The organism is Bacillota bacterium (assembly GCA_013178125.1).
GTDB lineage: Bacteria > Bacillota > SHA-98 > Ch115 > JABLXJ01 > JABLXL01.
In genome coordinates this window covers 78,756-103,881 of the sequence record JABLXJ010000009.1, presented here as the reverse complement: position 1 = coordinate 103,881, position 25,126 = coordinate 78,756, and the positions used below count along the sequence as shown (strand labels likewise).

The 25,126-nt window shown below is 54.7% G+C and carries 22 protein-coding genes and 4 pseudogenes; 9 read left to right on the top strand and 17 right to left on the bottom strand.

The genetic code is table 11. The features are described 5' to 3' along the window. Positions 1 to 239: 239 nt before the first annotated feature. On the top strand, positions 240 to 944 hold the full coding sequence (locus HPY71_09425) for a hypothetical protein (GenBank protein ID NPV53728.1): 705 nt from the start codon (positions 240 to 242) through the stop codon (positions 942 to 944). Between the two features lie 330 nt (positions 945 to 1,274). Here HPY71_09425 and HPY71_09420 read toward each other — a convergent pair whose 3' ends face one another. The 14 genes and pseudogenes from HPY71_09420 to HPY71_09355 all read right to left on the bottom strand — a co-directional run bounded on the left by HPY71_09420 (position 1,275) and on the right by HPY71_09355 (position 14,890). Further along, the gene (locus HPY71_09420; GenBank protein ID NPV53727.1) at positions 1,275 to 1,469 is read right to left on the bottom strand and encodes a hypothetical protein; all 195 of its coding nucleotides are present in this window, start codon (positions 1,467 to 1,469) and stop codon (positions 1,275 to 1,277) included. Between the two features lie 108 nt (positions 1,470 to 1,577). Next, positions 1,578 to 2,585, bottom strand: coding sequence for a hypothetical protein (locus HPY71_09415; GenBank protein NPV53726.1), 1,008 nt, complete (start codon positions 2,583 to 2,585; stop codon positions 1,578 to 1,580). 47 nt (positions 2,586 to 2,632) lie between these two features. Beyond that, a pseudogene (locus HPY71_09410) lies at positions 2,633 to 2,734 on the bottom strand (GDSL family lipase). Positions 2,735 to 2,889: 155 nt separating this feature from the next. Continuing rightward, positions 2,890 to 3,936 carry a hypothetical protein gene (locus HPY71_09405; GenBank protein NPV53725.1) on the bottom strand — a complete coding sequence of 349 codons (1,047 nt, stop codon included), beginning with the start codon at positions 3,934 to 3,936 and terminating at the stop codon, positions 2,890 to 2,892. Positions 3,937 to 3,977: 41 nt separating this feature from the next. Further along, complete coding sequence (locus tag HPY71_09400; protein ID NPV53724.1) at positions 3,978 to 5,264, bottom strand: hypothetical protein; 1,287 nt, start codon at positions 5,262 to 5,264, stop codon at positions 3,978 to 3,980. A gap of 46 nt (positions 5,265 to 5,310) precedes the next feature. Next, positions 5,311 to 6,231: a hypothetical protein gene (locus tag HPY71_09395; protein NPV53723.1), complete on the bottom strand. Its 921-nt coding sequence runs from the start codon at positions 6,229 to 6,231 to the stop codon at positions 5,311 to 5,313. A 315-nt stretch (positions 6,232 to 6,546) separates the two neighbouring features. After that, on the bottom strand, positions 6,547 to 7,125 hold the full coding sequence (locus tag HPY71_09390; protein ID NPV53722.1) for a carbohydrate ABC transporter permease: 579 nt from the start codon (positions 7,123 to 7,125) through the stop codon (positions 6,547 to 6,549). 291 nt (positions 7,126 to 7,416) lie between these two features. Further along, entirely contained in the window at positions 7,417 to 8,328 is a 912-nt protein-coding gene (locus HPY71_09385; protein ID NPV53721.1) for a sugar ABC transporter permease, read from the bottom strand. Between the two features lie 120 nt (positions 8,329 to 8,448). Beyond that, the gene (locus HPY71_09380) at positions 8,449 to 9,771 is read right to left on the bottom strand and encodes an extracellular solute-binding protein (GenBank protein ID NPV53720.1); all 1,323 of its coding nucleotides are present in this window, start codon (positions 9,769 to 9,771) and stop codon (positions 8,449 to 8,451) included. Positions 9,772 to 10,076: 305 nt separating this feature from the next. Beyond that, complete coding sequence (locus tag HPY71_09375) at positions 10,077 to 12,083, bottom strand: beta-galactosidase (protein NPV53719.1); 2,007 nt, start codon at positions 12,081 to 12,083, stop codon at positions 10,077 to 10,079. A gap of 221 nt (positions 12,084 to 12,304) precedes the next feature. After that, positions 12,305 to 13,354 (bottom strand): LacI family DNA-binding transcriptional regulator, encoded by a 1,050-nt coding sequence (locus HPY71_09370; protein ID NPV53718.1) that lies wholly within the window; start codon positions 13,352 to 13,354, stop codon positions 12,305 to 12,307. 382 nt (positions 13,355 to 13,736) lie between these two features. Continuing rightward, complete coding sequence (locus tag HPY71_09365) at positions 13,737 to 14,183, bottom strand: PIN domain-containing protein (protein NPV53717.1); 447 nt, start codon at positions 14,181 to 14,183, stop codon at positions 13,737 to 13,739. Further along, positions 14,180 to 14,452 carry a hypothetical protein gene (locus HPY71_09360; GenBank protein ID NPV53716.1) on the bottom strand — a complete coding sequence of 91 codons (273 nt, stop codon included), beginning with the start codon at positions 14,450 to 14,452 and terminating at the stop codon, positions 14,180 to 14,182. Before HPY71_09360 ends, HPY71_09365 begins: the two co-directional genes overlap by 4 nt. A 138-nt stretch (positions 14,453 to 14,590) precedes the next feature. Continuing rightward, a complete protein-coding gene (locus tag HPY71_09355) occupies positions 14,591 to 14,890 on the bottom strand; it encodes a LysM peptidoglycan-binding domain-containing protein (protein NPV53715.1) in 300 nt (99 codons plus the stop codon). Positions 14,891 to 14,906: 16 nt separating this feature from the next. Between HPY71_09355 and HPY71_09350 the strand changes: the two are divergent. Then, a pseudogene (locus HPY71_09350) lies at positions 14,907 to 14,999 on the top strand (DUF2242 domain-containing protein). Positions 15,000 to 15,025: 26 nt separating this feature from the next. Here HPY71_09350 and HPY71_09345 read toward each other — a convergent pair. Further along, a pseudogene (locus HPY71_09345) lies at positions 15,026 to 15,436 on the bottom strand (L,D-transpeptidase). A 39-nt stretch (positions 15,437 to 15,475) separates the two neighbouring features. Continuing rightward, positions 15,476 to 15,712 (bottom strand): annotated as a pseudogene (locus tag HPY71_09340) (peptidoglycan-binding protein). A gap of 714 nt (positions 15,713 to 16,426) precedes the next feature. On the opposite strand from HPY71_09340, the gene HPY71_09335 reads away from it, so the two are divergent. The 6 genes from HPY71_09335 to HPY71_09310 all read left to right on the top strand — a co-directional run bounded on the left by HPY71_09335 (position 16,427) and on the right by HPY71_09310 (position 22,431). Continuing rightward, complete coding sequence (locus HPY71_09335) at positions 16,427 to 17,620, top strand: D-alanyl-D-alanine carboxypeptidase (GenBank protein ID NPV53714.1); 1,194 nt, start codon at positions 16,427 to 16,429, stop codon at positions 17,618 to 17,620. A gap of 118 nt (positions 17,621 to 17,738) precedes the next feature. Then, on the top strand, positions 17,739 to 18,896 hold the full coding sequence (ispE, locus tag HPY71_09330) for a 4-(cytidine 5'-diphospho)-2-C-methyl-D-erythritol kinase (GenBank protein ID NPV53713.1): 1,158 nt from the start codon (positions 17,739 to 17,741) through the stop codon (positions 18,894 to 18,896). Beyond that, the gene (locus HPY71_09325; protein ID NPV53712.1) at positions 18,881 to 19,762 is read left to right on the top strand and encodes an NTP transferase domain-containing protein; all 882 of its coding nucleotides are present in this window, start codon (positions 18,881 to 18,883) and stop codon (positions 19,760 to 19,762) included. Before ispE ends, HPY71_09325 begins: the two co-directional genes overlap by 16 nt. Before the next feature lie 45 nt (positions 19,763 to 19,807). Continuing rightward, the gene (purR, locus tag HPY71_09320; GenBank protein NPV53711.1) at positions 19,808 to 20,635 is read left to right on the top strand and encodes a pur operon repressor; all 828 of its coding nucleotides are present in this window, start codon (positions 19,808 to 19,810) and stop codon (positions 20,633 to 20,635) included. Between the two features lie 92 nt (positions 20,636 to 20,727). Continuing rightward, positions 20,728 to 20,997, top strand: coding sequence for a septation regulator SpoVG (spoVG, locus tag HPY71_09315; protein NPV53710.1), 270 nt, complete (start codon positions 20,728 to 20,730; stop codon positions 20,995 to 20,997). Between the two features lie 51 nt (positions 20,998 to 21,048). Continuing rightward, entirely contained in the window at positions 21,049 to 22,431 is a 1,383-nt protein-coding gene (locus HPY71_09310) for a hypothetical protein (GenBank protein NPV53709.1), read from the top strand. 160 nt (positions 22,432 to 22,591) lie between these two features. Here the strand turns inward: HPY71_09310 and HPY71_09305 are convergent, their stop codons facing one another. Beyond that, entirely contained in the window at positions 22,592 to 22,786 is a 195-nt protein-coding gene (locus HPY71_09305; GenBank protein ID NPV53708.1) for a small, acid-soluble spore protein, alpha/beta type, read from the bottom strand. A gap of 162 nt (positions 22,787 to 22,948) precedes the next feature. Between HPY71_09305 and HPY71_09300 the strand changes: the two genes are divergently transcribed. Next, positions 22,949 to 25,114: a HAMP domain-containing protein gene (locus HPY71_09300; GenBank protein NPV53707.1), complete on the top strand. Its 2,166-nt coding sequence runs from the start codon at positions 22,949 to 22,951 to the stop codon at positions 25,112 to 25,114. Positions 25,115 to 25,126: the final 12 nt, after the last annotated feature.

The window sequence follows — 25,126 nt, the reverse complement described above, 5'->3', positions numbered from 1 at the left end:
CCGGCTTCATCGCCAGACATGGCTAAAATTAGGCCGGGTTCGTTGTTAGACCCGTCTAAATTTTGACTGTGTTAGTTCTTATGAGCGATCATGCGACTAATAACTGAATTTAACAAAAAACTGATTTATACCCAGTATTTAGTTGCAAATTTTATGATGTATATGGTAAAATATGGATTGAAATAGATAGACTCGCTCCCAAATCATGATAAGATACCAAATAACGGAGGTATAGGAAATTGATAAGAAGCCCCTATATCCCACCTGAACTCTTTTTTCAGGAGGACCTATCCCTCCAGGCAAAATATGTATATGTAGTTATCTCTATAGCCCGTCCTCGCTCATTAGGCGAACTCGTTAGGCTTACCAAAAAATCCAGATGCGCCATACGGCGGTATTATCGAGAATTGGAACAAGCAGGCTGGGTAAAAACCATCAGGCAATCCGGCCGGAGTGCAATCATCCCGACCATGCCCAAAGAAGTTGAGAAGGCCTATATTATGCGGATCAAGCACAACCTGGATATGTCAGGCCATAGAGCGGAAACGGTCATGAAGCGGTTCTTAGATTTCCTGATTCCCGACGACAACTACATAGATAATGCTCGTCCTCAGTTCCTGCGAAATCCGGATACGGGTCAGCCCCTCGAATATGATAGGTACTACCTCGCGGGTGTGGCTTTCGAGTTCAACGGAGACCAGCATTACGGGCCGACCGAGATGTATCCCGATAAACAGGCTTTCAAGGAGAGGAGGAAGAGGGATTTAATTAAACTCGGTTTAAGTATGGAGAAGAATATCAAAGTCATCGTAGTTACTAGGGATGATTTGACGTTGAAGAAGATGATATCCAAAATTCCTCCGGAATTACCTGTCGACCCGGTCGATCCTGAGAGCGAAATCGCGAAGCTGTTGGAGGAGGTTGGAAGAGGATGTATGAGATAGATTCGGATATACTACTGACTGAATTTTGATCGGGTTTGGTTGGGGATCCGGTAGAAGTCTGACAGGGCTCGGCTGGCTGGGGACCGGGTCATAATTTAACCCGACCAACAGGAAGGGCGGCCAGCTTGCAGCTGGAGATCCCGATGTCTATCCAGTCTCCCGCATGGTTTTCTCTTTCTCATATGGTATAGGCCAATCACGCTATAACCGTCCGGACTATTACTATTGATCATAACAAACCTGGAGAACCATAACCTGGTAGCGCTTATTCTGTTTCTGAACTACTGATGTCTGAGTTGCTAATATCTACGTTACATCTACGCTACCACTTCACATACATTTCTCCATGATCTCCACAAGGTCCTTCTTAGATACTGGTTTTGGATGGCCTTTTAAGTCCAGCTGGAAGCTGTTATAAACTAGCTCACAGAAATCCTCGACCTGTTCCTGCTTCAAGCCATAGCCCCCGAAGCTGACATCGACCCCTATACGGTTGAAGAGGTCGGTGAGGATGGAGGGGAACAATGTCTTCGACTATGTCTGCTTTATGTGCTTAGAGTTAGAGCAAGTTATGCCCGGTCTGGAAAATCAAACGTCTCATACGCATCAACTCGATGCTGGACTCAATGCTGGCTAATATTGGATCTTAAACGCAGTCTCAATCATAGCATCCATATTTTCATAAGGGGTATCGGGGGTAACCTCACAGCCAGGGCTGATGATATACCCCAGCCGGCCGGCTTGCCCGGCGCATTCCTGCAATCTCGATATCAACTCCGACGGGGAGAGGCTCTCGACCATGACCGGGTTTACGTTGCCCTTTATGGCCGTCGAAGGGCCAAACGCCTCCCTTGCCGCCTTCAGGTCCACCATGAAGTCCAGGTTGATGATATCTGCACCCAGGCGGGCCATCGCTCGCAGGAGGTGGTTGGTATCCCCGCAGATATGGTACTTGATGTGGACGCCCCTTGATTTCAGCTCCCGGAACATTCTCGCCGCATAGGGGAGGGCATATCTCTCGTAGAGTGGCGGGGATAACAGGGAAGCCGCAGCGTCTCCAGCCCCGATCATGTCGGCCCCCGCATCGACCTGGGCCAGGGCAAAGCGGAGCTCGGTTTCATATGCAAACTCGATGGCTTTTGTGGCGAAACCGGGGTCTTCGTAGAGGTCGATCAAGAACTGCTCCACGCCCCGCATATATGCAGCGCCCGAGAAGGGTGCCTCAACCCACCCGAAAGATGGAACCTTCCCGCCATAATGCTTCTTCAACTGGCGTACCGCCTCCACCCGCTCCCGCATGCGGTGCCCCTTCAAAGGATCAGGCACCTCGAGGCGGTCGAGCACCTCCTTCGAGTGCAGCGCACACCTCACCGGCCGGGCCGCATCCTCCTCCGGGTAGTCAATGACGGCTCCGAGGGCATCTGATTCCCGGTAGGCATCCGAACATACGGTCACGGCGTCATACCCGAATCTCTCCCGGCAGGTGATCTGGGCCTCGGCAAGCTTATCCCCGCTCATCATGTAATCCCTGTATGTCATGCCCGCAAACCTGGCCGCAAAGCGCATTACCAGCGGGAACACTGGAATGCGATCAGCCGTCCGGAACTCGATCGCGGAAATGAGCCTTTCGTAGGAGGTCATCGAAACACCCTCTTTCTGTCTGTTTTCGACCAACTTGAACACATCGCATACCCCTGGCCCAGATCATCATTTTCCCGGTTGCGGCCAGTATCTGTAATGCTATCCCCTTGAAAAAGGACCACTGCTTTAGTCTCAATCAGGGCGGACATGAATTCTCCCCCTTTACTTTATATGCCTATTATACCACCTGATACCGAAATGTGGGTCCATCGCTTTGCGGCAGTCTGTCAGCGGGGAACCTGAACTCAGCCCTTACCCGAGTAACCCCAGGACTTATGCTAAATTATGCTAAAACTTACCCAATTTAAGACCGTCTTCCGAATTCGTCGAGCGCATCGAGGTAGATCTCTATATTCTCGATGGGTACATTAGCGGGGATGTGATTGCCCACAGCGAAGAAATACCCGGGGCAGTCCCTGCCTATATCAGCGCAGCGCTTCACCTCAGCCCTGATCTCCTCCTTGGTGCCGCTGGTGAGTATCCGGCAGTCAATATTGCCCACCATTACCTTCGACTTGCGGTATTTCTCCGCGATACGCTCCAGGGAGGTGATGGGTTCAAAGATGAAGCCATCGGCCCCCGCCCCGGCGATGTCGTCCACGAATGCGTCGAAGTTGCCGTCGGAGCAATAAAGCACCTTGATCCCGGCTTCCTTCAGCGGGGCCCATAACTTTTTGTACCTTGGGAAGATGTACTTCCGGTACCAGTCGGGGTGGAAGACAGGGCCGGAGCTCCATACGATGTCATCATGGCAGATATATGCCTTGATGCCCGTCTTCGCCCACGCCTTCACCTCGGCCATGGAGATTTCGTAAAACCCCTCCAACACCCTGTCAAAGCGCTCATACTCCGCCCCGGCGCCGGCGAGAAACATCTCCCATCCAAAGGTCCGTATGCAGGCGCTGAATAGCGTGTGGTACCGCCCGCCCGTGTAGACCATGGAATCGTAGAGCGCCTGGTTTTCCACATAGTGTTGCTGGAATATCTTAGCAGTGATATCCACGTCCGGGATCCCGTATTCGGCCACGGGGTCGAAATTCAGAACGTCCTCAACGGTCTTGAAGGGGCAGTAAACCTCGTAGTCCGGGCCCTGGTTCTCGTGAAAGTAGGCCCTTCCCATTTTCGTAATGCGACCCCGGGTGATTGGACGTTCAAATATATTCCAGAAAAGGTCGTAATCCATGACCTTTGCAATCGCGGCGTTGGCGAGCCGGAATTCGTCCGGGTCATCCGGGTTCAGGTCAAACCCCGTCTTGAGCCGGACATATCCGGGATGATCCAGGTACTCGGTGTGAGGTATTTTCTCGGTCATCTCGAGGTTCAGGGCTTTGAGCCCTCTCTCATAGCTCATAGCTGTTCCCCCTTTCTCATGTTTGCTGGGCAGGCGCGCCTCTAAGCAAAATCCTCCGTCACCTGAGCGGCCATCTCGGTCCATTCCCACAGGCGCTGCGGCTGGTAGCGGACTGTGCTGATATCCTTCATAATAACCTCCACCACGCAGCCTCTTGTCTTTTCCAGGGCGCTCACCAGCTGTGCGCGGGCCGCCTCGAGATCCCACGCATCCGCCGCAAAGATTGCAGGGCTGGGTTTATATGAAAACACATACTTGTTCCCTATGTTGGCAGCTCCTTCTTCTACATTCACCCAGGGGCTCATGGATATCTTTCTTAAATTCGGTATCTGCTTGAGTATACCTATCTTCTTATGGAGCGGCTCACAACAGCCGTAATAGTTCAGTCCAAACCTCTTCAACCACCGGATCTCATACTTGAGGGCAAACTCCTCATGCATCTCCGGGGAAACCTCGGAGAATATCTGGGCTGCAGCGCACCCCCACAGGTCGGCCGCTTTGATGTGGGCCGGGTCATGGCCGGGCTGGGGTAACTCGTCTGTATAACCGTAGCCGCCGGAGCCTATGCGGGTATTGTTGTTGTTCAGTGACAGGAGGTTCAGTTCCTCATACTGGTCCAAGCGGCGAAGGTAGGCCTCTACCAGCCGGTCCATAGCCTTGTGGACCAGTTCCGGGCGCAATACGAGGTCCATCATGGCCTCCTGGACCCCCCACCACCGGATCAACTCATCCCACGGCGCAAACCAGAAACCGGGCACGCCCCGTTTCTCCACCGTGAGGATGCCATCGAAGATATCAACCATCTGCTGGTAATTGTGTTCGGTCGCCTCCGCATCATAGACGACCTCGGGCATCTTTATCTTCTCGATATCCTTTTCTTCTTGTATTTGAGGGTGAAAATGCCGCGAGATGATGGAACTCTTCTCGTCGGTCCTTACAATATCCACATCCTCGGAGATCCCGAAACCGGTATCATAGATGACGAGGGGGCAGTAGATCTTCGGCTCCACGACCATATCTCCCCTCATATGCTCCCACTGGTAGATCGTCTGTCGGAGCCCCGTCTCCAGCATGCGGCAAAACTCATCCTCGGTCTTGAGCTCCAGTTCGCCATTTACATCCATCTCATGCCACGGGATCTCGTTGATCCAGATCATGGGCTTGACCCTTTCAAGCCCGTTGAGCCGCTTCCACATCCCGGCCTTCTCCTGCTGAACGGGCAGGGCCGCTATCTCCGCCACCTTCTCGACAAGCTCTCTCAGGATTTGCTTATCCTTTTTCGATATTACTTTTGATACCACCACCGGCATTGATACCTCCACCGTCATGGCGTCATTTGAGCGCCCCCAGCGTCATTCCCTTGGTTACCTGCCTTCAGGCCGTTTTTCGCTGCCCTAAACTATCGTAATGCCCGTATTCATATGCCGTCCGGTACATGGTGATAATGTTTTCAAGGGGGATCTCAGGCAAGAGGTTCTGGCTCGAGTTTAAAATAAACCCCCCGCCCGGGGCAATTTTGCATATCCGGTCGATAACTTCTCGCTTCACATCCTCGGGCGTCCCGTAAGGTAAGGTTTGTTGGGTATCTATGGAGCCTCTAAAGGTTAGCACCGATCCATACTCTTGTTTTAGCTCCTCGATATTCATTCCCCGTGCCCGCACCTGGATGGGATCCAAACCATCCAGCCCCATTTCTATAAGATCCGGGATCAGGTCGCGGACACTTCCACAGGAATGTAGCATCACTTTATAACCGTATAATTTTGCCTGCTCGAAGAGGCTTTTTAGCCGGGGAGCAATGAATATCCTCCACATATCCCTGCTCATGATTAGTCCGTTTTGTGTGCCGAAATCTTCCCCCATAAAAAATATATCCATTTTATTCCTGGCTTTTTCAAACATCCGCCGGGAGACCTCCAGGTAAAAACCACAAGTCTTGTCCAGAAGAGCATGTACCACCTCTGGCGCCTCTACCATATTCACAAATAGATTATCCATACCCATTAGTTCACATGCCACATAGAAGAAGGGGCTCCAAGCACCGCCGTAAATAGCATAGTCGCTATACTGTTCGCATTCCCGGACAAATCCATCATAATCAATATTATCCGGGTTTGGCCAGCTGTATTTCTCAATATCTTCCACAGATATTGCCCCCGCCAGTGGGTGCTCTATTGGGATACCGCCAAAAGGGCCTTTTCTCCTCACTCCCCACGAGTCTTCAAAACTACCGTCCGGATAAGTCTGTGCCGGCATGAGATCGCTGAAACAAGCAGAAGGGAAGCGGAAATCCACGTGCAATTCCCGTAAGAGATCCTCTCTATTGGAGACCCGCAGGTGGCTCATGAGTTCGTCCCACACTTCGTCCGCAGCCCAGAAATCAATAGGTACACGATCAGCTTCCTGGTGGTTTAAGATGCGCATGACTCGCTCTTTAGGCTTCATAGTTTCTCTTCCTCCTTCCCGCCTTATACCCGTGCGTGGCCTGACACAGGGCTTGATCTTTTTCCCTCCCGCCAGTACCCCTTATCAGGTGGGGCCAGTTCGAAAAAAGGTGGCCCACTATGGTGGCTGATAGGGGCCTCTGGGCCAAGATGTTGGCGACCTTGGTTATTTATAGATACCGAGAAGCATGCCCTTTGTAATCCGTTTTTGAAAAATGATGAAGAACAAAAGCGTGGGGAGAACGGCGATAGCCATTGTCGCAAACATAATGCCCCATTCCACCTCGTATTGCCCCCGGAAGGAAAGGACGCCAACTGTAATGGTCTTCATCTGTTCTCTATTCATTATCAAGAATCCGAAGAGCAATTCGCTCCATATCCCAACGAAATTCACTATAGAGACGCTGCTTAATGCTCCTTTGGATATTGGTAAGACGATCTTCCAGAAAACACCCCAGTCGGAGAGCCCATCGATTTTTGCCGCCTCTTCCAACTCTCGCGGGAAGGAGACGAAATAAGAGTATAATAGAAGGACCGTAAATGGCAGCCAGAAAGCAGTGTAGACCAAAATGAGGCCCAGATAATTATTCCTGAGATGCATGTCTCCCAGGAAGTTGAATACTGGGATGAGGGTAGCATGTATCGGAATTGCCAGGGCAAATATTGTAAGCCGCTCTAGGAGGGACCTCCCGGGGAAGCTATACCTTACAAGACCGTAAGAGGCCATCGCCCCTGTAATGGTCAAGAGTCCCAGCGTTCCCCCTGTTACTATTATGCTATTTAAGAAATATCTACTGATGGGAACGCTCAGGCTCCCACCTCTCCATGCTACAACAAAATTCCTGAAGGTTGGGGCCCGCGGAATCCCCAATATATTCCCTATTATCTCGGCGTCGGTCTTCATGGAAGTTATGAACAAGAATAGAATAGGGTATAATTCCAAAACGGCCCAAAACGCCAGCAGGATATAAATCAACGAATAAGATATCCTCCTGTTCACGGCCTGCCTGTGACTTATCAACTCATCATCCCCCCATTACTCGATTTCTACGGTCTCCAGCCTGGTGATCCTCAAGTAGAGGAGCGAAAGCGGCACGATAATCATGAGCATCGCCAGGGCTATTGTTGAGCCATAACCAAATTTGGTATATCTAAAAGCGGTTTTATAGAGGTAAACGCCAAGCACGATTGATGAATCCCCCGGCCCACCCTGGGTCATAGCCCAGACGATATCAAATACCTTGAAAGAGAAGATGACCTGTAGAATGGTAATCATGAAAAACACCGGCCTTATGAGGGGGAAGGTCACGTACCAAATTCTTTGCCAGTTGTTGACTCCATCGATAGTAGCTGCCTCGTGTATCTCCTGGAGGATGTTCTCCATGGCGGCAAGAAGGACGATCATTGGGAAACCGGCATATTGCCATATAGTAATTGCGATTATAGAAAGCAACACTATTTTAGGGTTGCCCAACCAAAATGGGGGAGATGAAATTCCCAGTCCCTTTAGGAGTAGATTAACCGATCCCAATGTTGGATCAAGGATACGGCCGCATAGGAGCCCTACCACGGTCGTGGACATCATAACCGGGAGGAAATAGACAATCTTGTAGAACTGCCATCCCCGCAACCGTCTTTCTATGGCAACCGCGAGAAAGAAGCCGAGGAACACCGTCCCGGCGGTGGTAAGCAGGGTAAAAGCCAGGTTGTTTTTGATCGCCAGCCAAAACACCTGATCTCTCAAAAGCTCTCTAAAATTATCGAATCCGACAAAGGTTTTCTTGCTGATGCCCGTCCAATTATAAAGACTGAGGGCGAAGCTTTCTATTACAGGATAAAATATGAAAACTATAATCAACAAGAAGGCAGGGGCCACAAATAGATAAGGGGTAATTATCCCCCGACTGAGAAAGAGAGAACGGTTTGAAGCACGGTTAGGAGCATTCATAGAAGTAATGCCTCCATCCTGGAAGAATGTCAGAGTAGCATGCACCGATATGGACAGATCAATAGGGGCCTCCCCACTATCTCTCCCAGGAAGGGTTCGTGGTGGGGAGGCCTCTTTATACTACTTCTTCGTCCTAAGTTTTTCTACAATATCCTCTAATTCCTTCCCCACTGACTCAGGGGTCCGGGTGCCGGTAAGCAACTCCTGGAACAGTATGAAACTCCTTTCAGCAGGTTCCGCAGGTACGGGATCGTCCCAACCCGTTGAAGTGCCAATTGAACGGAGCTTGAGCCACATCTCGTAGACCAGCGGGTCCGCCATCTTCTTGATAACGTTCGGGTCGACATCCATCCTGCTGGGGATCAGCTGGGCGTTTTTCATCATATTCTCTTGGCCCTCTTTACTGAGAATGAAGGCGAGGAATCTCTTGCACGCATCAAGGTGCTTCGTCCCTTTAAGAATCATTATGCCGTTTCCAGCATAAAGGAGGAACTTAGGATCGATTTCCTTCTTTATCTTCGGATAGAGCATCCATCCAAAGTCAAGATTCGGGGCCTCATTACGTAGTATCCCCACAGCCCAGGAACCATCTTGATACATTGCTGCCTTGCCCTGGACAAAAAGCATACGGCCTTCAGGGTAGCTGCGCCCCATAAATCCGTCGGCAAACACGCCTTTCTTCGCCCACTCAAGGAGCATCCTGTCAACCTGTGTCCATACTTCATCGGTGTATCTGACCTTTGGCTTCGACCCCGATCTCCAGTTCTCATATAGATCATTTAGCAAATCTTGAGGGATCATCCTCTGGAGCAAGGCATCATGTGTATGGCCGATGATCCACCCCTCTTTGCCTCCATAGCTTACCGGCTGGTAGCCAGCGCCTCTTATTTTGTTTATTACTGCATACCATTCATTTAGTGATGCATAGGCCATATAAGGGGTCGCCGGGGATTGAATACCTAGATTCTTAAAGATCTTTTTATTATAGTAAACCTGAGGATACCAGACGATGTCCTGGTTAACGGCATATAGATGTCCATCAGGGCTCGTATATTTCTTTATAGTGGATTCCGGCAGGCTCTTGAACCAGCCTTCCTTCGCATACAGGTCATCCAAGGGTTCCAACAGGCCGGCTTTCACCATGTCCTGGTATTGCCTGCCGTCGACCCAGTACCAAGCCATGTCAGGGCGATCCGGAGAGGCAGCAATGACAGGGAAATTGGGCTTATAAACTTCTTCCGCGCCTCCCGCTATGTCAACTACCACATTAATATCTGGATTCTTCTTCATAAACAGTTGGGCGTTTGCCTCTATAGCTTTTGCTGTAGGACCAGGGATAGCTGTAATTCTAATGGAGACCTTCCCCGCCAACGCTGCGCTGCTGGACATTAAGCCTATTATCAGCACAACAAATAGCCATACAAATATACCTTTCCTGGTCATCGGTTTTCCCTCCTAATGATTTTGTTTCTGTCTCTTCTCTTTTTAGGCCATTCCATTATGAAGAAATCATTTTTTAGGAAACTACAGGAAATTACACAACTATTCAGCCCGCATTAAAGTTGAGATAAATCAGCCTCCCGCTCGTATCCCCCCTCTCAGTTTCTTGATTCAGACTGGTGTGTTGTTCGTCCCGGTGGGTCCATACCTGGTCGGGGTGCTTGATACTTGATATCATAGAACTCTATCTCCTACCCATCTCCTAAATTAAACTCATATATCCCGTATTTCTCGACCGGATCATCTGGCTACTCGAAGATCACCATCTGGTGCCCCTCGACCACTGGGACCGTCACGGAGATGCTGTTTCCGCTGTTTCCCGCAGCCTCAAACTCCAGGTCCGTCAAGGCCGGGGCGGTATAAACCCTCCTGGGCTCGAACCAGAGCCTCACCTCCAGTTTCACATCGTGGAGGGGAATCACGTCCTCCAGGAGGTCTATTGACTCGGCGCGCCGCTGAGGAATGTAATTAAGGATGTGGAGCACGGCGCGGTCGCCCTGTCTGTGGAGCATCACTTCCGCGGTGGAAGGCAGGTTGCTTTCCACCATCTTCGAGGGCAAGAGCAGCCTCAAGCAGTTTTCCACGATCCGCTTGTATACGAGGTTGCCGTGTTTTCTATAGGCCGCAAAGATCGGGCTCGCGATATAGATAACATTGCCGCTTCGCGTCGCCGCCGGGATATCGGTGAGTTTGGCGACGGGCGAATACATGTGAGAGCAAAAGTGTTCATACGTCCGGTTGAAGTACGGGTGCGCCACCCGGGCCAGGGTCTCTGTGCCAGCCCCGGGCCTCACCTCGAGCCCGCGCTCGTACATCACGTGGTCCATATCCTCGATCCCGCGCGCGATTGGCGCCTTAGCCTTGTCGACCCGGATGAAATCGGGTGAATATGGGGCATCCCCCAGGTAACTCACGCCCATCTCCGGGAGGACGAAGGCGGACCTCTCCTCATCGAGACCCGACTTGTAGCTAAGGAGCATCGCGCCGCCCCTGCTGAGATAGTCCCTCAGCTTGCCGGCCAATCCCTCCGAGAATGACACCCTATCCGGCGCTACGATGACCCGGTATTTCCCCAGGTCGCTCTCCTCGTCGATGAAGTCGAACTGGTAGTGGCACTCCTGGAGCACCCGCAGGGCGCCCTCGTTGGACCTGGTCGACTCGCTTATCAGGACGCCTACCTCGGCCAGGGGGACAGAGTCCCTGCACCATGGCTCTTTCTTCTCGACCGATGCGTAAACCTGGCCTATCCTCTCATACGCGGCGGCATCCAGCCGGCCGCCCGGGTGCAGCTGGTCGCCGATGCAGCACTTCGCGCCAAGCGCGAGCATTCTAAAGCACTCATACTCCAGCGCCGCCCTGTTTTTCAGGCCGCCGAAGTCCCCCCAGGACTTGTGGAAACGGCCTGTGTGACCGAGGATCTCCTTCCCGAGGTTCTTGTAGTATCTGGCATACATCGGGAAGTGGTCGTAGCCCCACTGGCCCGATGGGAGCGATTCGATTTCAAAGTGGCTGAAGTAACCGGCCTCGGGACGTATTCCGTTCTGGACCTGGGGGGTGAGGCGCAGGCGTCCATTGAAGAATATATCAATCCCCGGCTTGATGTCCCACACCAGGTCGGTCATGCGCTTCATAAGATTGCGCTCGACGATGAGGGTGTGCTTCCGGCGGTCGGCCTCGCTTTCCGGGTCCAGTCCCAGTTTCCTCATGCTCGCCATGCAATGGTTGCACACGCAGCCAGGCGTGTGCTGGAATGTTATATCGAAGAACAGCCCATCGATGTCGTAGGCCCTCACCAACTCCTCCACATGGGCGGCGAGGTAATCGACGTAGGGGCTATTCATGCAGAGGTAGCGCCACTGTGAATACCCGTTGCCAAACGGAGGGCGCCCGACCAGCTTGCCTTCCTCGTCCACCTGGAGCCAGTCCGCATGGTTGGCGGCTGAATACTCATCCCACACTACCGTGGTATAAACCGGGATTCTCATTCCCGCGCTGTGGCACGCCTCGATCATCTCGCCCAGTAGGTCACGGCTCAGGCCCGGGTGCACGGGCGCCACCTTGCTGGGGTAATAGCACATGCCGTGGTGGCAGCGGGCAAAGCAGGTGATGGAATTGGCGTGCGCCGAGCGCAGCGTCTCGACAAAATCCGCCGGGTCGAAATCCCCGGCAATTGGCGTGATTTCAGGGGAGGTGTGAAAATCCAGATGGATAGTGCGATACGGCAAAGTCTTATTTATGCTGGCTTGTGGAATCATTCTGTATTCTCCTCGCCTTATGATCTGATCTCGTGATCTAATCTCGTGATTTGACCCCGTTTAGCCGCCGGGCATGATCCCTTTTAGGGCGCCGGGCCCCGAATCTCAAGCGCTCACTTTGTTATCTTGATCCAACCGCTCACCTCGCGACCTTGATCCGGATGCCAAGTGCCTATCTTTCGGCCTTGGCTCAGGCGTGAATCTCACCTCACGACTTTGACTCAAGTGCCGGCCCTGACCTCGAGGGTCCTCTCCCGGGGCGGGGCGCACGAATCGCGCACGATGAACTTGACGGGCAGCCTTACCGACCTTGGCGGCGCGTCCTTGCTCTCCCCGCGAATCCTGCGAAAGAGCAGGTCGGCGGCCTGGGCGCCCATCTCAAACGAAGGCTGGCGAAATGTCGTTATCGATGTCCTCATCCCGGGGAACCAGTCGTGTATATCATCGAAACCCAGGATGGAGATATCCCCGGGGACAGAGAGGCCGGCCTCTTCGAGGGCCTCGATAGCCCCTATGGTCATGAGGCCATTGGCAATGAACACAGCAGTAGGCAGGTTATCTGACCCGATCAACTGCTTCATGGCGCGTTTGCCGCCGGGCTTCGAGAACCCGCCGTTTAGGATCAGATTCGAGTCCTCCTCCAGCCCATACCTCCTCAAGCCCTCCAGGTAGGCTTCGAGCCGTTCTTTCGATGTGAAAAAGCCCCGCTCCACAGGCCCTGAGATCGTCGCGATCCGCCGGTGCCCGAGCGCCGCCAGGTAACCTATCCCCTTGATGATCGCCTCCCTGCTATCTGTCAGCACCGAATCCGCCTCGCAGTCGGGAAGGAACTGGTCGATGAGCACCACCGGGATCCCGGACGACCTGAGCTCTATAACACGGTTGGAGGTGATGCCGCCGCATGATGTCACCAGCAGGCCTTCCACGCATCGCTCGGCGAACACCGTCAGGTACTGGAGCTCCTTTGCGTGGAGCCCCCTCGAGTTCCCCAAGATCAGGCTGTAACTATTAGCGTCCACGACCCTCTCGGCCCCGTCCACTATGGATGTGAAGAACGGGGTGGTCAGGTCGGGAACTATGAGCCCTATAACCTCCGAACGGTTGCGCTTCAGGCTTCTCGCGATCTGATTGCGCTGGTAGTTCAATTCGCGCATCGCCTTGAGGACGCTCTCCCGGAGTCTGGGGCTTACGTACTTCGTCTCGCTGAGGACATGTGAGACCGTGGATACCGAGACCCCGGCTCTTTTTGCTACATCTTTCATGGTGGCCATGGCGCTCCGTCACGCTCCGGCATTGATCAGTTGGTATTGGTCGGTGATTAGTTGGCGATTAGTTGATAATCGGTTATCGGGTTGTTGATAATTGGCTATCGGACAAACGTTTTGCTAGATGTCAGCTCCTCCGGAGATTGTCTCGCTCTTTGTCCGTGATCCGTTTTTGGTCTTGGATCCGCTTTGTTTTTGGCGAGGGTTGTCCCCTCGCCTCTCTCGCGATGCCCTTTTTGCCGTGCAAGCGATGTTCTGCTATGCAAGGCTACGCAAGGGGGAAATGTTTAGACAAACGTTTCGCTCAATTTAGTTACTTCGACGCCCGCCGGCAAATTCCTTCCCATGTTGATCAATTTTTTACTGAGGCACCTCGCCCGGGATCTGGTCACAGGCGAGAAGACCGCATGTTACTACCTGGATTTGGGATTGCCTCGAAGCCCATAATAATGAAATGCTTGTCCAGAGTAAGCGCTGTTTTGATGCGCCTTTTCTTGCAGATTATAAAGCTTGTACAGTCTACCATAGAGAAAACTTGGTCATCGTAGCGCTGGAATAGATTCCAGGCCTTCTCGAATATAGCGGGGCTCACCCAATCGATCAGTATCCGGTTTTGGGCCTGAGCGGATTTGAGAGAACGGTAAAATGATAACGCTACACTGTGTCCTGCATTGTAGCGGAGGTGCGTGAGGGTTTCGGAGCAAACATCGCTGGAGGTTACGAGCCCCGCATTATGCTCCAACAACTCACTCCATTTGCGGGCGACCTCCTCATGATATGGATCTTTCTTAGCAATCAGGGAAACCCATGCTGAGGTATCAACGAAGACCATCATTCATCAATCTCTCCACTTCCTTGGCTCTTTCGATAGATGTACTTATCGTGGTTTATGGCCACATCGGGTGGAATTTCGCCTTCATACATACCCACAATATGGATGAGAGGGTCATCAGGTCCCTTGGGGGTATCTTGGTGCTCCAGATTTACAAGATAGGAGTTCACCGCCTCGCGAATAATAGAAGCCTCCGAGACATCTTTGAGGTTCGCCCATTTCTTCAGGAGCTCGTCGCTCTTTTCATCCAGGTAGATTTGCTTTCGTTTCAAAGCCATTGTACTCACCTCGAAGTCAGTATGTATACATCATAGTAGATATAATGTATACATCAATTTAAAGATAGCACGCTGCTATGAATTTGTCAATAAAAAGAGATGTGTCAGATGTGTCATATGAGGTTAGGAGTATTACCCTACCCTTAGAACCTGCCCCGGATAGATCAAATCCGGATTCTTGATGCCATTCAGCCTCGTCAAGGCATCCACCGTCGTCCCAAACTGCATTGCGATCTTCCACAGGGTGTCGCCGGGCTGCACGGTATATGTTCTGGAAACCTGTGCGCCGCCGCTATTGCCATCCCACCCTGACGGCTCGTTTGAATCCTTGGGGGCCGGCTTCCCCGTCCCCGTGCCTGTCTCCGTCCCTGGACTCGCACCGGGGCCTGCATTTGCACCTACGCCCGCTCCAACGCCGGCTCCGGCTCCCACGCTCGCACCTTGACGTCCGGTTCCATCAGTTCCCCCGGTCCCACCAGCTCCGCTCGCCCCGCCGGCGTCGGTCCCTGCGCCGGTCCCTCCTGCTGCCGTCCCTGCCCCCGGCCAGGCCTCTACAGCCCCCTGGATTACCACGACGGGCGTCCCCACCTGGACCATGTCATATAGCTCCTCGACATTTTCATTGTGCATTCTCACGCACCCGTTGGATACCTCCTGCCCAATCAGCTCGGGGTGATTTGTGCCGTGTATACCGTGCATCTCATATGTAAAGGCCATCCACCTTGTACCGAGCATGCCTCCCGGATTCATGACCTTCTCGATCACCCTGAAGCTCCCGAGGGGCGTTGGGGTTGAAGGTTTACCGACGGCGACCGGGTACTTGCGTGTGAGGGTATTTTCCTCAAAAAGCCCGAGGGCGTGCTCGGTCACACTTATGACGATGGCCCGTTTCGCCGCGTCATTCTGTACCTTTTTTCCCACTTGGGGCCCCCATCCCCGAAGCAATGGCTCGCCCGCTCCGGGAGTTCCGGGAGTCATCAAACCCTCAGGGTAGTCCTCCGGGTCAGTGAGATCAAAGAGCTTCCTCCAGGTTGGGGAGTCCAGCTCGCATGTTACCTCGAGCCCATGGGCCTCCTGGAAGGCCTTGATCGCCTCATAGGTCCTGGAGCCGAAATACCCCTGGGCCTGGCCGGCATCAAAACCCAGCCTCGCCAGCCTTTCCTGGGCCTCGACTATCATTGGCCCCCTGTCGCCTCGCTTGAATACACGCGGTTTCTGCGGTGATCTACCCATTTTCGCTCCCCTCCCGAACATCCTATAATTTACATTATCGCGGCATTGCCGGTTATTGCCGGCGAGTATTGCGATGGCTTGCGCGCCTCTGTTAAACTATAGTAAGTAGATGGAACGATATAGTAGAACGATACAGTAGATAGTAGTTAGTAGATGGAACAATTATGTGGAATTTGTAGAATTCCAGCCCAACTCAACTTGGCGCAGCCCTGTATCCTGGCGACACCAGCCAGCCGGAAGCTCTCGCCTATATCATATGCGTATCGTATACCGGCCGCCACGGGCGGCGGGTAGGTTCCATGGGGAAAGTGTATATGGCGTATGCGAGTGTAGCAGCTTATGGTAAGGCCTACATGTCATATTAGCGGCACCGCCAGAGAATGGAAATGACTTTAGTTGGGATAATATTCATTTCCGAGGTAGACTCCCATGCCGCTCTGCGGCGCCCCAAAGAATGAAAATGCCTCTGGAAGTAATTGGGTCATCTCCGTGGTCTGTAGAAAAGGTATAGGGTGTATAGGAGACGATAGGCTATAGGGATAGGGATAGGGATAGGGAATGGTGGGCCATATGAATTACGGATTATGAGACGGTAGGCGTAGGCGTGGGTATAGGCGCGGGTGAGGGTGGACCCGGGCCCAGTAGGAGGCTATGCCATGAAATATCTTCCAGAGAGTGCATAACGCCCCAGCAAACAGGTGATATTAACTGGTAAAGACGAAAGGAGCCGATAAGATGCTTACAACAAGCCGTACCATCACGTTCGGACTCATACTCATCTTCATTGCCAGCTTCTTTGTAGCTAATCTGCTCGCCTCTCCGGGAGCTCACGCGTATAAGCCATCGATCGATGCGAAAGCGGCGATCCTGATCGACGCCGTCACCGGTCAGATTCTATATGAGAAGAATACCCACATGAGGGTCCCTCCCGCCAGCATAACTAAGATCATGACGATGCTCCTCGTCATGGAGGAGGTCGAGGCCGGAAAGATCAAGCTGACAGACACGGTCAGGACAAGCACCTACGCAAGCTCGATTGGCGGCTCCCAGATATGGCTCAAAGAGGGGGAGGAGATGCCCCTCGGGGATATGATGAAGGCCATAGCGATCGTCTCCGCCAACGATGCTTCGACGGCCGTCGCTGAATACATAGCGGGGAGTCAGGATGACTTTGTAGCAATGATGAACGAACGCGCAAAACAGCTCGGCATGAAGGATACCCATTTCGTCAATCCTGACGGCCTCCCTGACCCTGATCATTACAGCAGCGCATATGATATATCAGTCATGGCTCGCGAGCTCCTGAAGCACCCTAAGGTCCTGGAATGGACATCGCAGTGGCTTACTGAGATCCCGCGCCCGGCGGTGCCCGATGGTGTGTATCCCTTGAAGAATACAAATGAACTTATAAGGAGATATCGCGGGGCCGACGGCCTGAAGACCGGCATGACCGAGGAGGCGGGTTACTGCCTCGTGGGAACGGCCAGGCGCGATGATTTCCGCCTGATTTCGGTTGTTCTTGGGGCGGATAGCGACGAGGCAAGGGTTACTCAATCGATCAAGCTTCTCGACTACGGCTTCAGGAATTTTGTGCGGGTTCCCATTGCGAAAAAGGGAGATAAGGTCGCTGACGCGAAGGTCGCTAGAGGGACGAAGGAGACGGTGCCCGCGATAGTCCAGGCCGACTTCGGCGTAGTTGTTGAAAGGGGCAAAGAGGATTTTATAGATAAGGCCTTCAAGCAGCAGAGATTGACCGCACCGGTCAAGAAGGGCCAGAAGGTGGGCGAATATACAATATCCCTCGAAGGCAAGGAGCTCGCGAAGATCGATGTAGTTGCAGGGGAGGATGTGAGCAGGGCCAATATCCTTGTTGTTATATTCAGGGGCATAAGGAATTTCTTCGCGAGACTTTTTGGGCTCAGGCGCTAGAACCCGGCAGGAATTTCCCGAGAAATAGCCAATTAAAGCTAGTTGAAGGGCTGGAGGTTGCAGAGTTAGTCGGAGGAAGGCGGTTAAAAGGGCCGTCAAGGAGTTAGCGGGACTACGCATGGGACATATTTTGCTGGCCGCCAGGGCAAAGGTCAACCTGACCCTCGACATCCTCGGCAGACGTCCTGACGGCTATCACGAGATCGAGAGTTTGATGCAATCCGTTGACCTCGCGGACATCGTGAGGGTCAGCGATGGCGGGCCGGGCATCGAGATATGGTCGGATTCCCCTGATGTGCCGGCGGATAGCACGAACCTGGCGGCTAAGGCCGCTCTGGCTCTTGCCACCTCGTGCGGCGCGAGATTGGGTGCGCGCGGTGCGCGTATCCAGATCCACAAGAGGATTCCCGTTGCAGCCGGCCTCGCAGGTGGGAGCGCTGACGCGGCCGCAACGCTTCTCGGGCTCAACGAGCTCTGGGGCCTTGGCCTGCAGGCAAGCGAATTGGTGGAGATCGGCGCCAGGGTTGGGGCTGATGTTCCCTTTTGCCTCACGGGGGGGACCGCCGTGGCCCGGGGTAAAGGCGAATTCATCGAGCAGTTGCCGCCGCTGGAGGGCGCCTGGTTTGTGCTTGTCGTGCCGCAGATCAAGGTGTCGACCGCTGATGTGTACAGGCAATTTGATGTCCTCCTCGGCGATCCCGGCAGCCTCGACGATCCTGGCAACCCCGGTGAACCAGGTGACCCCGGTGAATCAGGTAATCCCGGTGGGCCGGGTGATCGCGGTAGTTCGGTTTGCGGCGCGGTTGCAGCTTCCGCGAGTTGCGGCCCCGCCGCAGCTGCAGCTGCAACCGCAGCTACGTACAGGCCGCGCGGGTCAAACACGGCGAAGGCCATAGAGATGGCCCGGTCCAGGGATATAGAGGGGCTCGCGGGAGCGCTGTGGAACGCGCTCGAGGCGGTAACGGCCCGGCGAAACCCGGAGATCGCGCGGATAAAGGAGATGCTGGTGGCCCGGGGCGCGCTTGGAGCTGTGATGTCGGGTAGCGGTCCCGCGGTTATAGGCCTGGTGCGGAGCAGGGAGAGCGCCTTACGGGTACGCGAGGAGATATCCTCCAGAGACATCTCCAGAGATACTGGTATCGCGGGCACATCTGTATCTGGTGCATCTGGTGCCGGCGTCCGGGTATTTGTATGCGGTGCAGCACCGGCCGGGGTGATGGTTAAGGAAAGAGAATGCGTCGGGAGAGGGGGAGAGCAGGCATGGTGGATGCGGTGATTCTAGCCGGCGCGGATAATGAAGGCCCTCTGAAGGACCTTGACCCGGCCAGGTATGAGGCGTTGATAGAGATAAACGGGAAGCCCATGGTGGGTTATGTGATCGATGCGATCGCAGGCGCGAGGGGCATAGGGAATATCGTGGTTGTCGGCCCCGGGGAGGCCCTCGAGAGTGCGCCAGGTCTCATAGACGAGCACATACCCGCAGGCAGGGTTCGCTTTGCGAACCGGGGCCGGTCCATCCTGGAGAACCTCGATATAGGGGTCAGGGAGCTTGGAGCCGGCGCACAGGACAGGGTCTTCGTTGCCACCGGAGACCTGCCACTCCTTACCTCCGGGGCGGTCGAGGACTTCCTGGAGCGGTGTGAGAAGCTGGATTCGGATATTTGTTATTCGGTGGTCACAAAGGAAACGAACGACGCCCGCTTCTCTGGCATTAAACGGACGTATATGAAGATCGCGGATGGGGTCCTCACGGGCGGGAACGTCATGGTTGTCCGCCCTGCCGCTATCGATAAGTGTAGAAAGCTCGTGGATATGGCCGTGGTCTCTCGCAAGAAGCCATGGCTGATGCTCTCCGTTCTCGGGGTCAGGTGCGCCGTTAAATTCCTTTTTGGAACACTCCGCGTCAGGGATATCGAGGAGCGATTTCACCGCCTTACAGGCCTCAAGGGCTCGGGCGTTTTCACGCCCTATGCCGAGATTGCTATGGATGTTGATAAACCTGCCCACCTGGAGTTTGCCAGGTCCGTGCTGGGCAGCGTGAGCGCCGGTGGCGCGAGAGCCGGCAGCGCAGGTGCCGGTAGCGCGGGTTCTGGTGGCGCGGCCGCCAGCAGCGCAGGCGCCGGGCAGCGGTCTGGGTGCTGAGCGAGGGGTAATAAGCCAGAAGCGAAAGGCGATGGAGAGTTCGTTATGGGAAAGCTGCCCAGGAGTGAACGCCTCGTAGCTATAACCAAGGATTTGATCGACCGCCCCCACTCCCTGATCCCTCTGGGTCGTTTTTCGGAGGCTTTCAACGCCGCGAAGTCGAGCATCAGCGAGGATGTAGCCATTATAAAGCGCGCCTTTGAAGACCTCCGGCTGGGAAAGATCGAGACTGTGGCCGGGGCTGGAGGGGGTGTCCGGTTCATCCCTTATCTCTGGGGGGACGAGATCGCCGGAGTGGTCCGGGACTTCTGCGAAGAGCTCGCCAGTCCCAAGAGGATCCTGCCGGGAGGGTTTGTCTACATGACAGACCTTTTGTTTTCCCCTTCTCATATGACGCGGGCTGGCCGCGTCTTTGCGAGCACGTTCGCCGGTGTTATGCCCGACTGCGTCCTGACGGTCGAGACGAAGGGTATACCTCCAGCGTTTATGACGGCAGCGGCATTTAACGTGCCCCTCGCCATCGCCCGCCGCGACAGCCAGGTCACGGAGGGGCCGATAGTCAGCATCAATTACGTTTCGGGGTCAACGAAAAGGCTCCAGTCGATGTCGCTCGCCCGGCGCGCCATACCCGAGGGGGCGAGGGTGCTCATTATCGATGATTTCATGAAGGGCGGCGGCAGCGCAAAGGGACTGAGCGATCTCGTGCGGGAGTTCGGGGCGGAGACCGTCGGCATCGGTGTGCTCATAGCCACCGCCGAGCCCCGGGAGAAGCTGGTTTCGGATTTCGTGTCCCTTATGGTCCTCGAGGGCGTGGATGAGGAGGCCAAGAGGGCGATAGTAAGGCCTAGCCAGTGGGTTGTCGAAGGTCAATAGATATTTTCTTCCATAAGCAGGATTTTGATACATTATATGGAATATATATTCCATCAATCTATCAAATTCTTGCTGTGGGGGTGTACATTTCGATGAATATTACAGAGGTGCGCGTGAGGAAGCTAAACGGTGAGGGGAGGACAAAAGGGGTTGCCTCGATAGTCCTTGATGGTGCATTCGTTGTGAAGGATATCCGCATTGTCGAAGGTCCGAAGGGCTTGTTCGTTTCGATGCCGAGCAAGAAGTCGCCGGACGGCGAATTCCGGGATGTTGCGTATCCCATAACCTCCAAGGCTAGAGAGGAGATCAACGCCGCCATAATGAGGCGATTCAGCGAAGCCAATGGGACAAGCAAGACGTAAAATCCGGCAAGACATAATGTCTGGCAGGGATTTTTCTTAGGAAGGGTGTTTATGGAGGAGAATCAGGAAAGGGAAAATCAGGAATCCAAGGATATCCAGGATGTCCAGGAGACTGAAAATCCCGGCTTTGGTCTTGAGTTTGATATTGATGACTTCCGTTCTATGCCTGAGGAGGAGCTCCGGGCCAGGTTGAGGCGCGTCGCCGAAGGTGGCAACGGTGATGCGGCCGCACACGACAAGGCACTGGGATTTTTAGGCTCCCTCGTGGATCGAGCGGATTCCGAGGATCCGCAGTCGCTCAGGGTCGCCCTGGCAGCCGCCGGGGCCCTGGGCTATCTAAAATCCACTTCGAGCGCTGACAGGCTAGCTGGCATCGCGGGCGGTCCCGCCGATAGCCCCGGCGCTAAGTCCCTCCGCAAGGAGGCCAGAAGGGCGCTTTTTCAGTTGAAATCATGGGGGATCGAGCCGGCGCTGCAGGCTCAGGACGAGGCAGCCGCCCTGGTGCAGGCGCCGCCGGCCGGAGACAAGGAGAAGAGCCGGGATCGGGAGAGGATGGGGAAGATTATAAAGGCCGCGGCTACGGTTATCGATTGCGATGGGAATCGCATAGTTTACGCCTTTATACGGCCGTACCCGGGCAGGTCTGTGGCTGCCGACTTTCTCATCAATGAAACCGCGGGCATAGTAGAGGGATTTCTGGGGCCCAAAAGCAAGCGAGGCTTCCAGAGGGAAATTGATGCAGGGAAGGGAGGGGGATTCCCTGTAATCGATATCGACCCCGAATACTGCCTCTTTGCGGTGCAGGACGCTGCCAGGAGAAACGAAGAGACGCAGACCAGATTCCCCGAGGCGTATGCGCTCTGGAAGGAGGCCATAGGGGACAGGAGATCCGCATACGACCGGCATCCGGTATATTCGGAGCTCGATGCGGGCGCCGTCTTCCAGGATAAGAGCCTTTTAGAGGGCGCGGCCGGGCTATTAGATCCAAGAAGCTCGGATTCAATAACTATGGAGAAATTCAAGGGGGTATTTGCGAGCTGGGGCCTTGAGCCTGAGATAGCCTGGAAATATAGTGAGAAGGCTGAAGAGGCCTTGCGGGGTGTCATCGTCGTGGATCCTATGACTCGTAATGAGCGAGTTGAGCGTATCCTGGCGGATGCGGCGGAGGAGCTCTTCAAAAACGAGGGCCGCCGGCGTTTTAAATACCGGTTTGAGGAAATGGCCTACATGTTGCTGCACGTCGATGATAAATACGAATATGAGGCCAAATGTTGCCTTGCGACGGCGCTCGCCATTGAGAGCGGCAAGCGCCTCCTCGATATCCCCTTTGTTTATAAACTAGTTTCTAGAAGCATCGGTGTTTTTAGACGCGATGAAGACGAGCACGAAGAAGACGAGGCCGATGCAAAGCTCATCATCAATCCATTTGAATAGAGCCCGACAGCTTAAACAGAGCCCGGCAGAGCCACAGTAGAGCTCGAATGGAGGGCTAGGTAGAGCGAGGCAGGAGGCAGGGCGGGATAGCGGCGCACAGCCTGGTGGCGCGAAGAGTTACAGGCTGAAGAAGTGAAGGGGGGCAAGGGTCGAAAGACCCTTACCTCCTCATCTGGTTGGCCATCATTTCCTCGGCCTTTTGAATGAGGCCCCGGACGATGAGGCCAGCCTCCCTGGTGGTGATATCGCTGTAGTCGTAGGCGCCATTATCTACCTTGATTTTATCAGCGAAACCGAGTTCGCGTGCGATCTCGTATTTCACCTCATCCGAGACAATGCTGCGGTTCCGACCCATACTTACTCACCCCCAATTTATTTTTCCCCCGCAGGCAGACCCGCATGTTAGGACGTTTTTGTTAGATTTGGCTAAAGCCTTCGCCCGAATATGCCGATATAAGTTAGGTAAGAGGGTGAATCGGTGGACGGACGGGGAAGGTCAGGGAGGCGAGGGGAAAAAATGAAGAGCATAAAAACAAGGCTTCTCTTGGTTATCCTTGCCATTATTATCATATCAATGGGCTCTATTACATTCCTCAATTATCGAACCGCCGCCGGCCTCCTGACTGGCGAGACGGAGGAATCCGGGTTGAAGCTAGCCAGGCTGGGGGCTCAAAACGTCAGCGAGTGGCTTTCCGCCCGGCTGGTAGAGATGAACTTCCTGGCTTCGATGCCGGCGATTCAATCGATGGATTGGAGCCAGCAGGGGCCGTACCTCAGGGCGATCCTGCCGACGCTCGGCAATTATGAAATGGTCGTGATAGCGGGCCCTGATGGGACATACCGGGACCCGCTGGAGGCCGTTGGGAATATAGGGGACGAAGAATATTTCAAGAAGGCGCTTTCGGGGACGCCCTACATCTCGGATGTGGTAAGCTTCAAGAGCATAGGCGGCTCCATGATAGCCATCGCGGTCCCAATAAACGGCACCTTCGGTGCTATCAATGGCGTCCTGGTTGGCCTGATTTCATTGAAGTCCTTTGCTAAGATTATTGCCGATATTAAACTCGGGGAAACCGGCCAGAGTTACCTCGTGGGCGGCGATGGAAGCCTGATAGCGGGCGGGAGCGAGAAAGATGCGCATCTCCGCGGCAACCTGCTGGAAAGCAAGGATGCCCGCCTCGCCAGTGCTGTAAAGGAGATGGTCGCCGGCAAGAGCGGCATAGCCCGCTACAGCCTGAGCCCGGGCGGCACTGGGGGTGCTGGCTCCGAGATGATGCTGGTCCACGCGCCCGTCCCCAATACCAGCTGGTCGCTGGCGCTGACTGTTCCCGAGCACGAGATTACGCATGAGGCGCGTAAGCTGGCCTCCAGCTCACTAATGCTGGTTGTGGTCGGGCTTCTTGCGACGTTTATAGTCGTCCTCCTGCTCACCAGCGCAGTTGCCAGGCCGATTCTGGCGATAAAGGACCAGCTGGCGGCCATCGCGGCCGGTGGGGGAGACCTTACAAAGGAGATAAGGGTTAAGAGCAGCGATGAGACAGGCCAGCTCGCAGGGGCGTTCAACCAGTTCGTGGGGAGCCTGCGGGGCATCATTCGCCAGAGCATGGACATCGCCGGCCGGGTTGCGGCGTCAGGCGAGCAGCTGTCGGCGTCGATGGACGAGGCCGTGAAGAGCACCCAGCAGATAGCGGCATCGATCGAACAGGTCGCTAAGGGGGCGACCGAGCAATCTGCCGCGGCCCAGGCAACGTCCGGGGCCACATCGGAGATGGGGGGCGCGATCGCGCAGATTGCAAGGGGCGCAGAGGAGCAGGCCGCCGGCGCGTCTGAGGCGGTCGCGGTCGTGGAAGACATGGTTGAAAACATCCACAGGGCAGTTTCCATGATCCAGGAGGCAGCCGCAGCAGCCTCGGCCAACGATCGGAGCGCGGCGGCGGGGAGCGAGGCCGTGAGCAAGGTCGTCGCCAATATGTCCGGAATTGAGAAGGTCGTTGCGGATGCAGCCTCGAGGATAAATCAACTGGGTGAGCAATCGCAGCAGATCGGCACGATAATCGAGGTCATCGATGATATAGCGGAGCGGACAAATCTGCTCGCGTTGAACGCTGCCATTGAGGCTGCGCGCGCCGGCGAGCACGGCCGCGGCTTCGCCGTGGTCGCCGACGAGGTGCGCAAGCTCGCGGAGCGCTCGTCCAGGGCCACAAAGGAGATAGCGGGGCTTCTGAGCCATATTACCGGCGGCATCCAGGATGCTGTCAAGGCGATGGTCAAGGGCACCGAGGAGGTGCGGAATGGCTCCGCGCTCGCCAGGGATGCCGGCAAGGCCCTCGAGGCGATACTGGATGTCACAGCCAAGGGCCAGAAAAGCCTGGAGCAGGTTGCCGCGTTCACCGAGGGCCTCAATGAGGGCGCATCCCGGGTGAGCAAGGCAGTGGATAGGATCGCGAGCATAGCCCGGGCTAACCTGGAGGCAACCCGGGCCATGGCCAGGAATAGCGAGCGGGTCGAGCAGGATATCGCGAATATAGCCGCAATCTCGGAGGAGAGCGCAGCAGCAGCGGAGGAGGTCTCGGCCTCGGTTGCGGAAATGACGGCGTCCATCAACGAAGTGGCGGCCGCCGCGAAGTCCTTGGCCCAGCTCAGCGAGGAATTGCGCGCAGTGGCGAACCAGTTCACGGTTTAAGCGATTGGACAG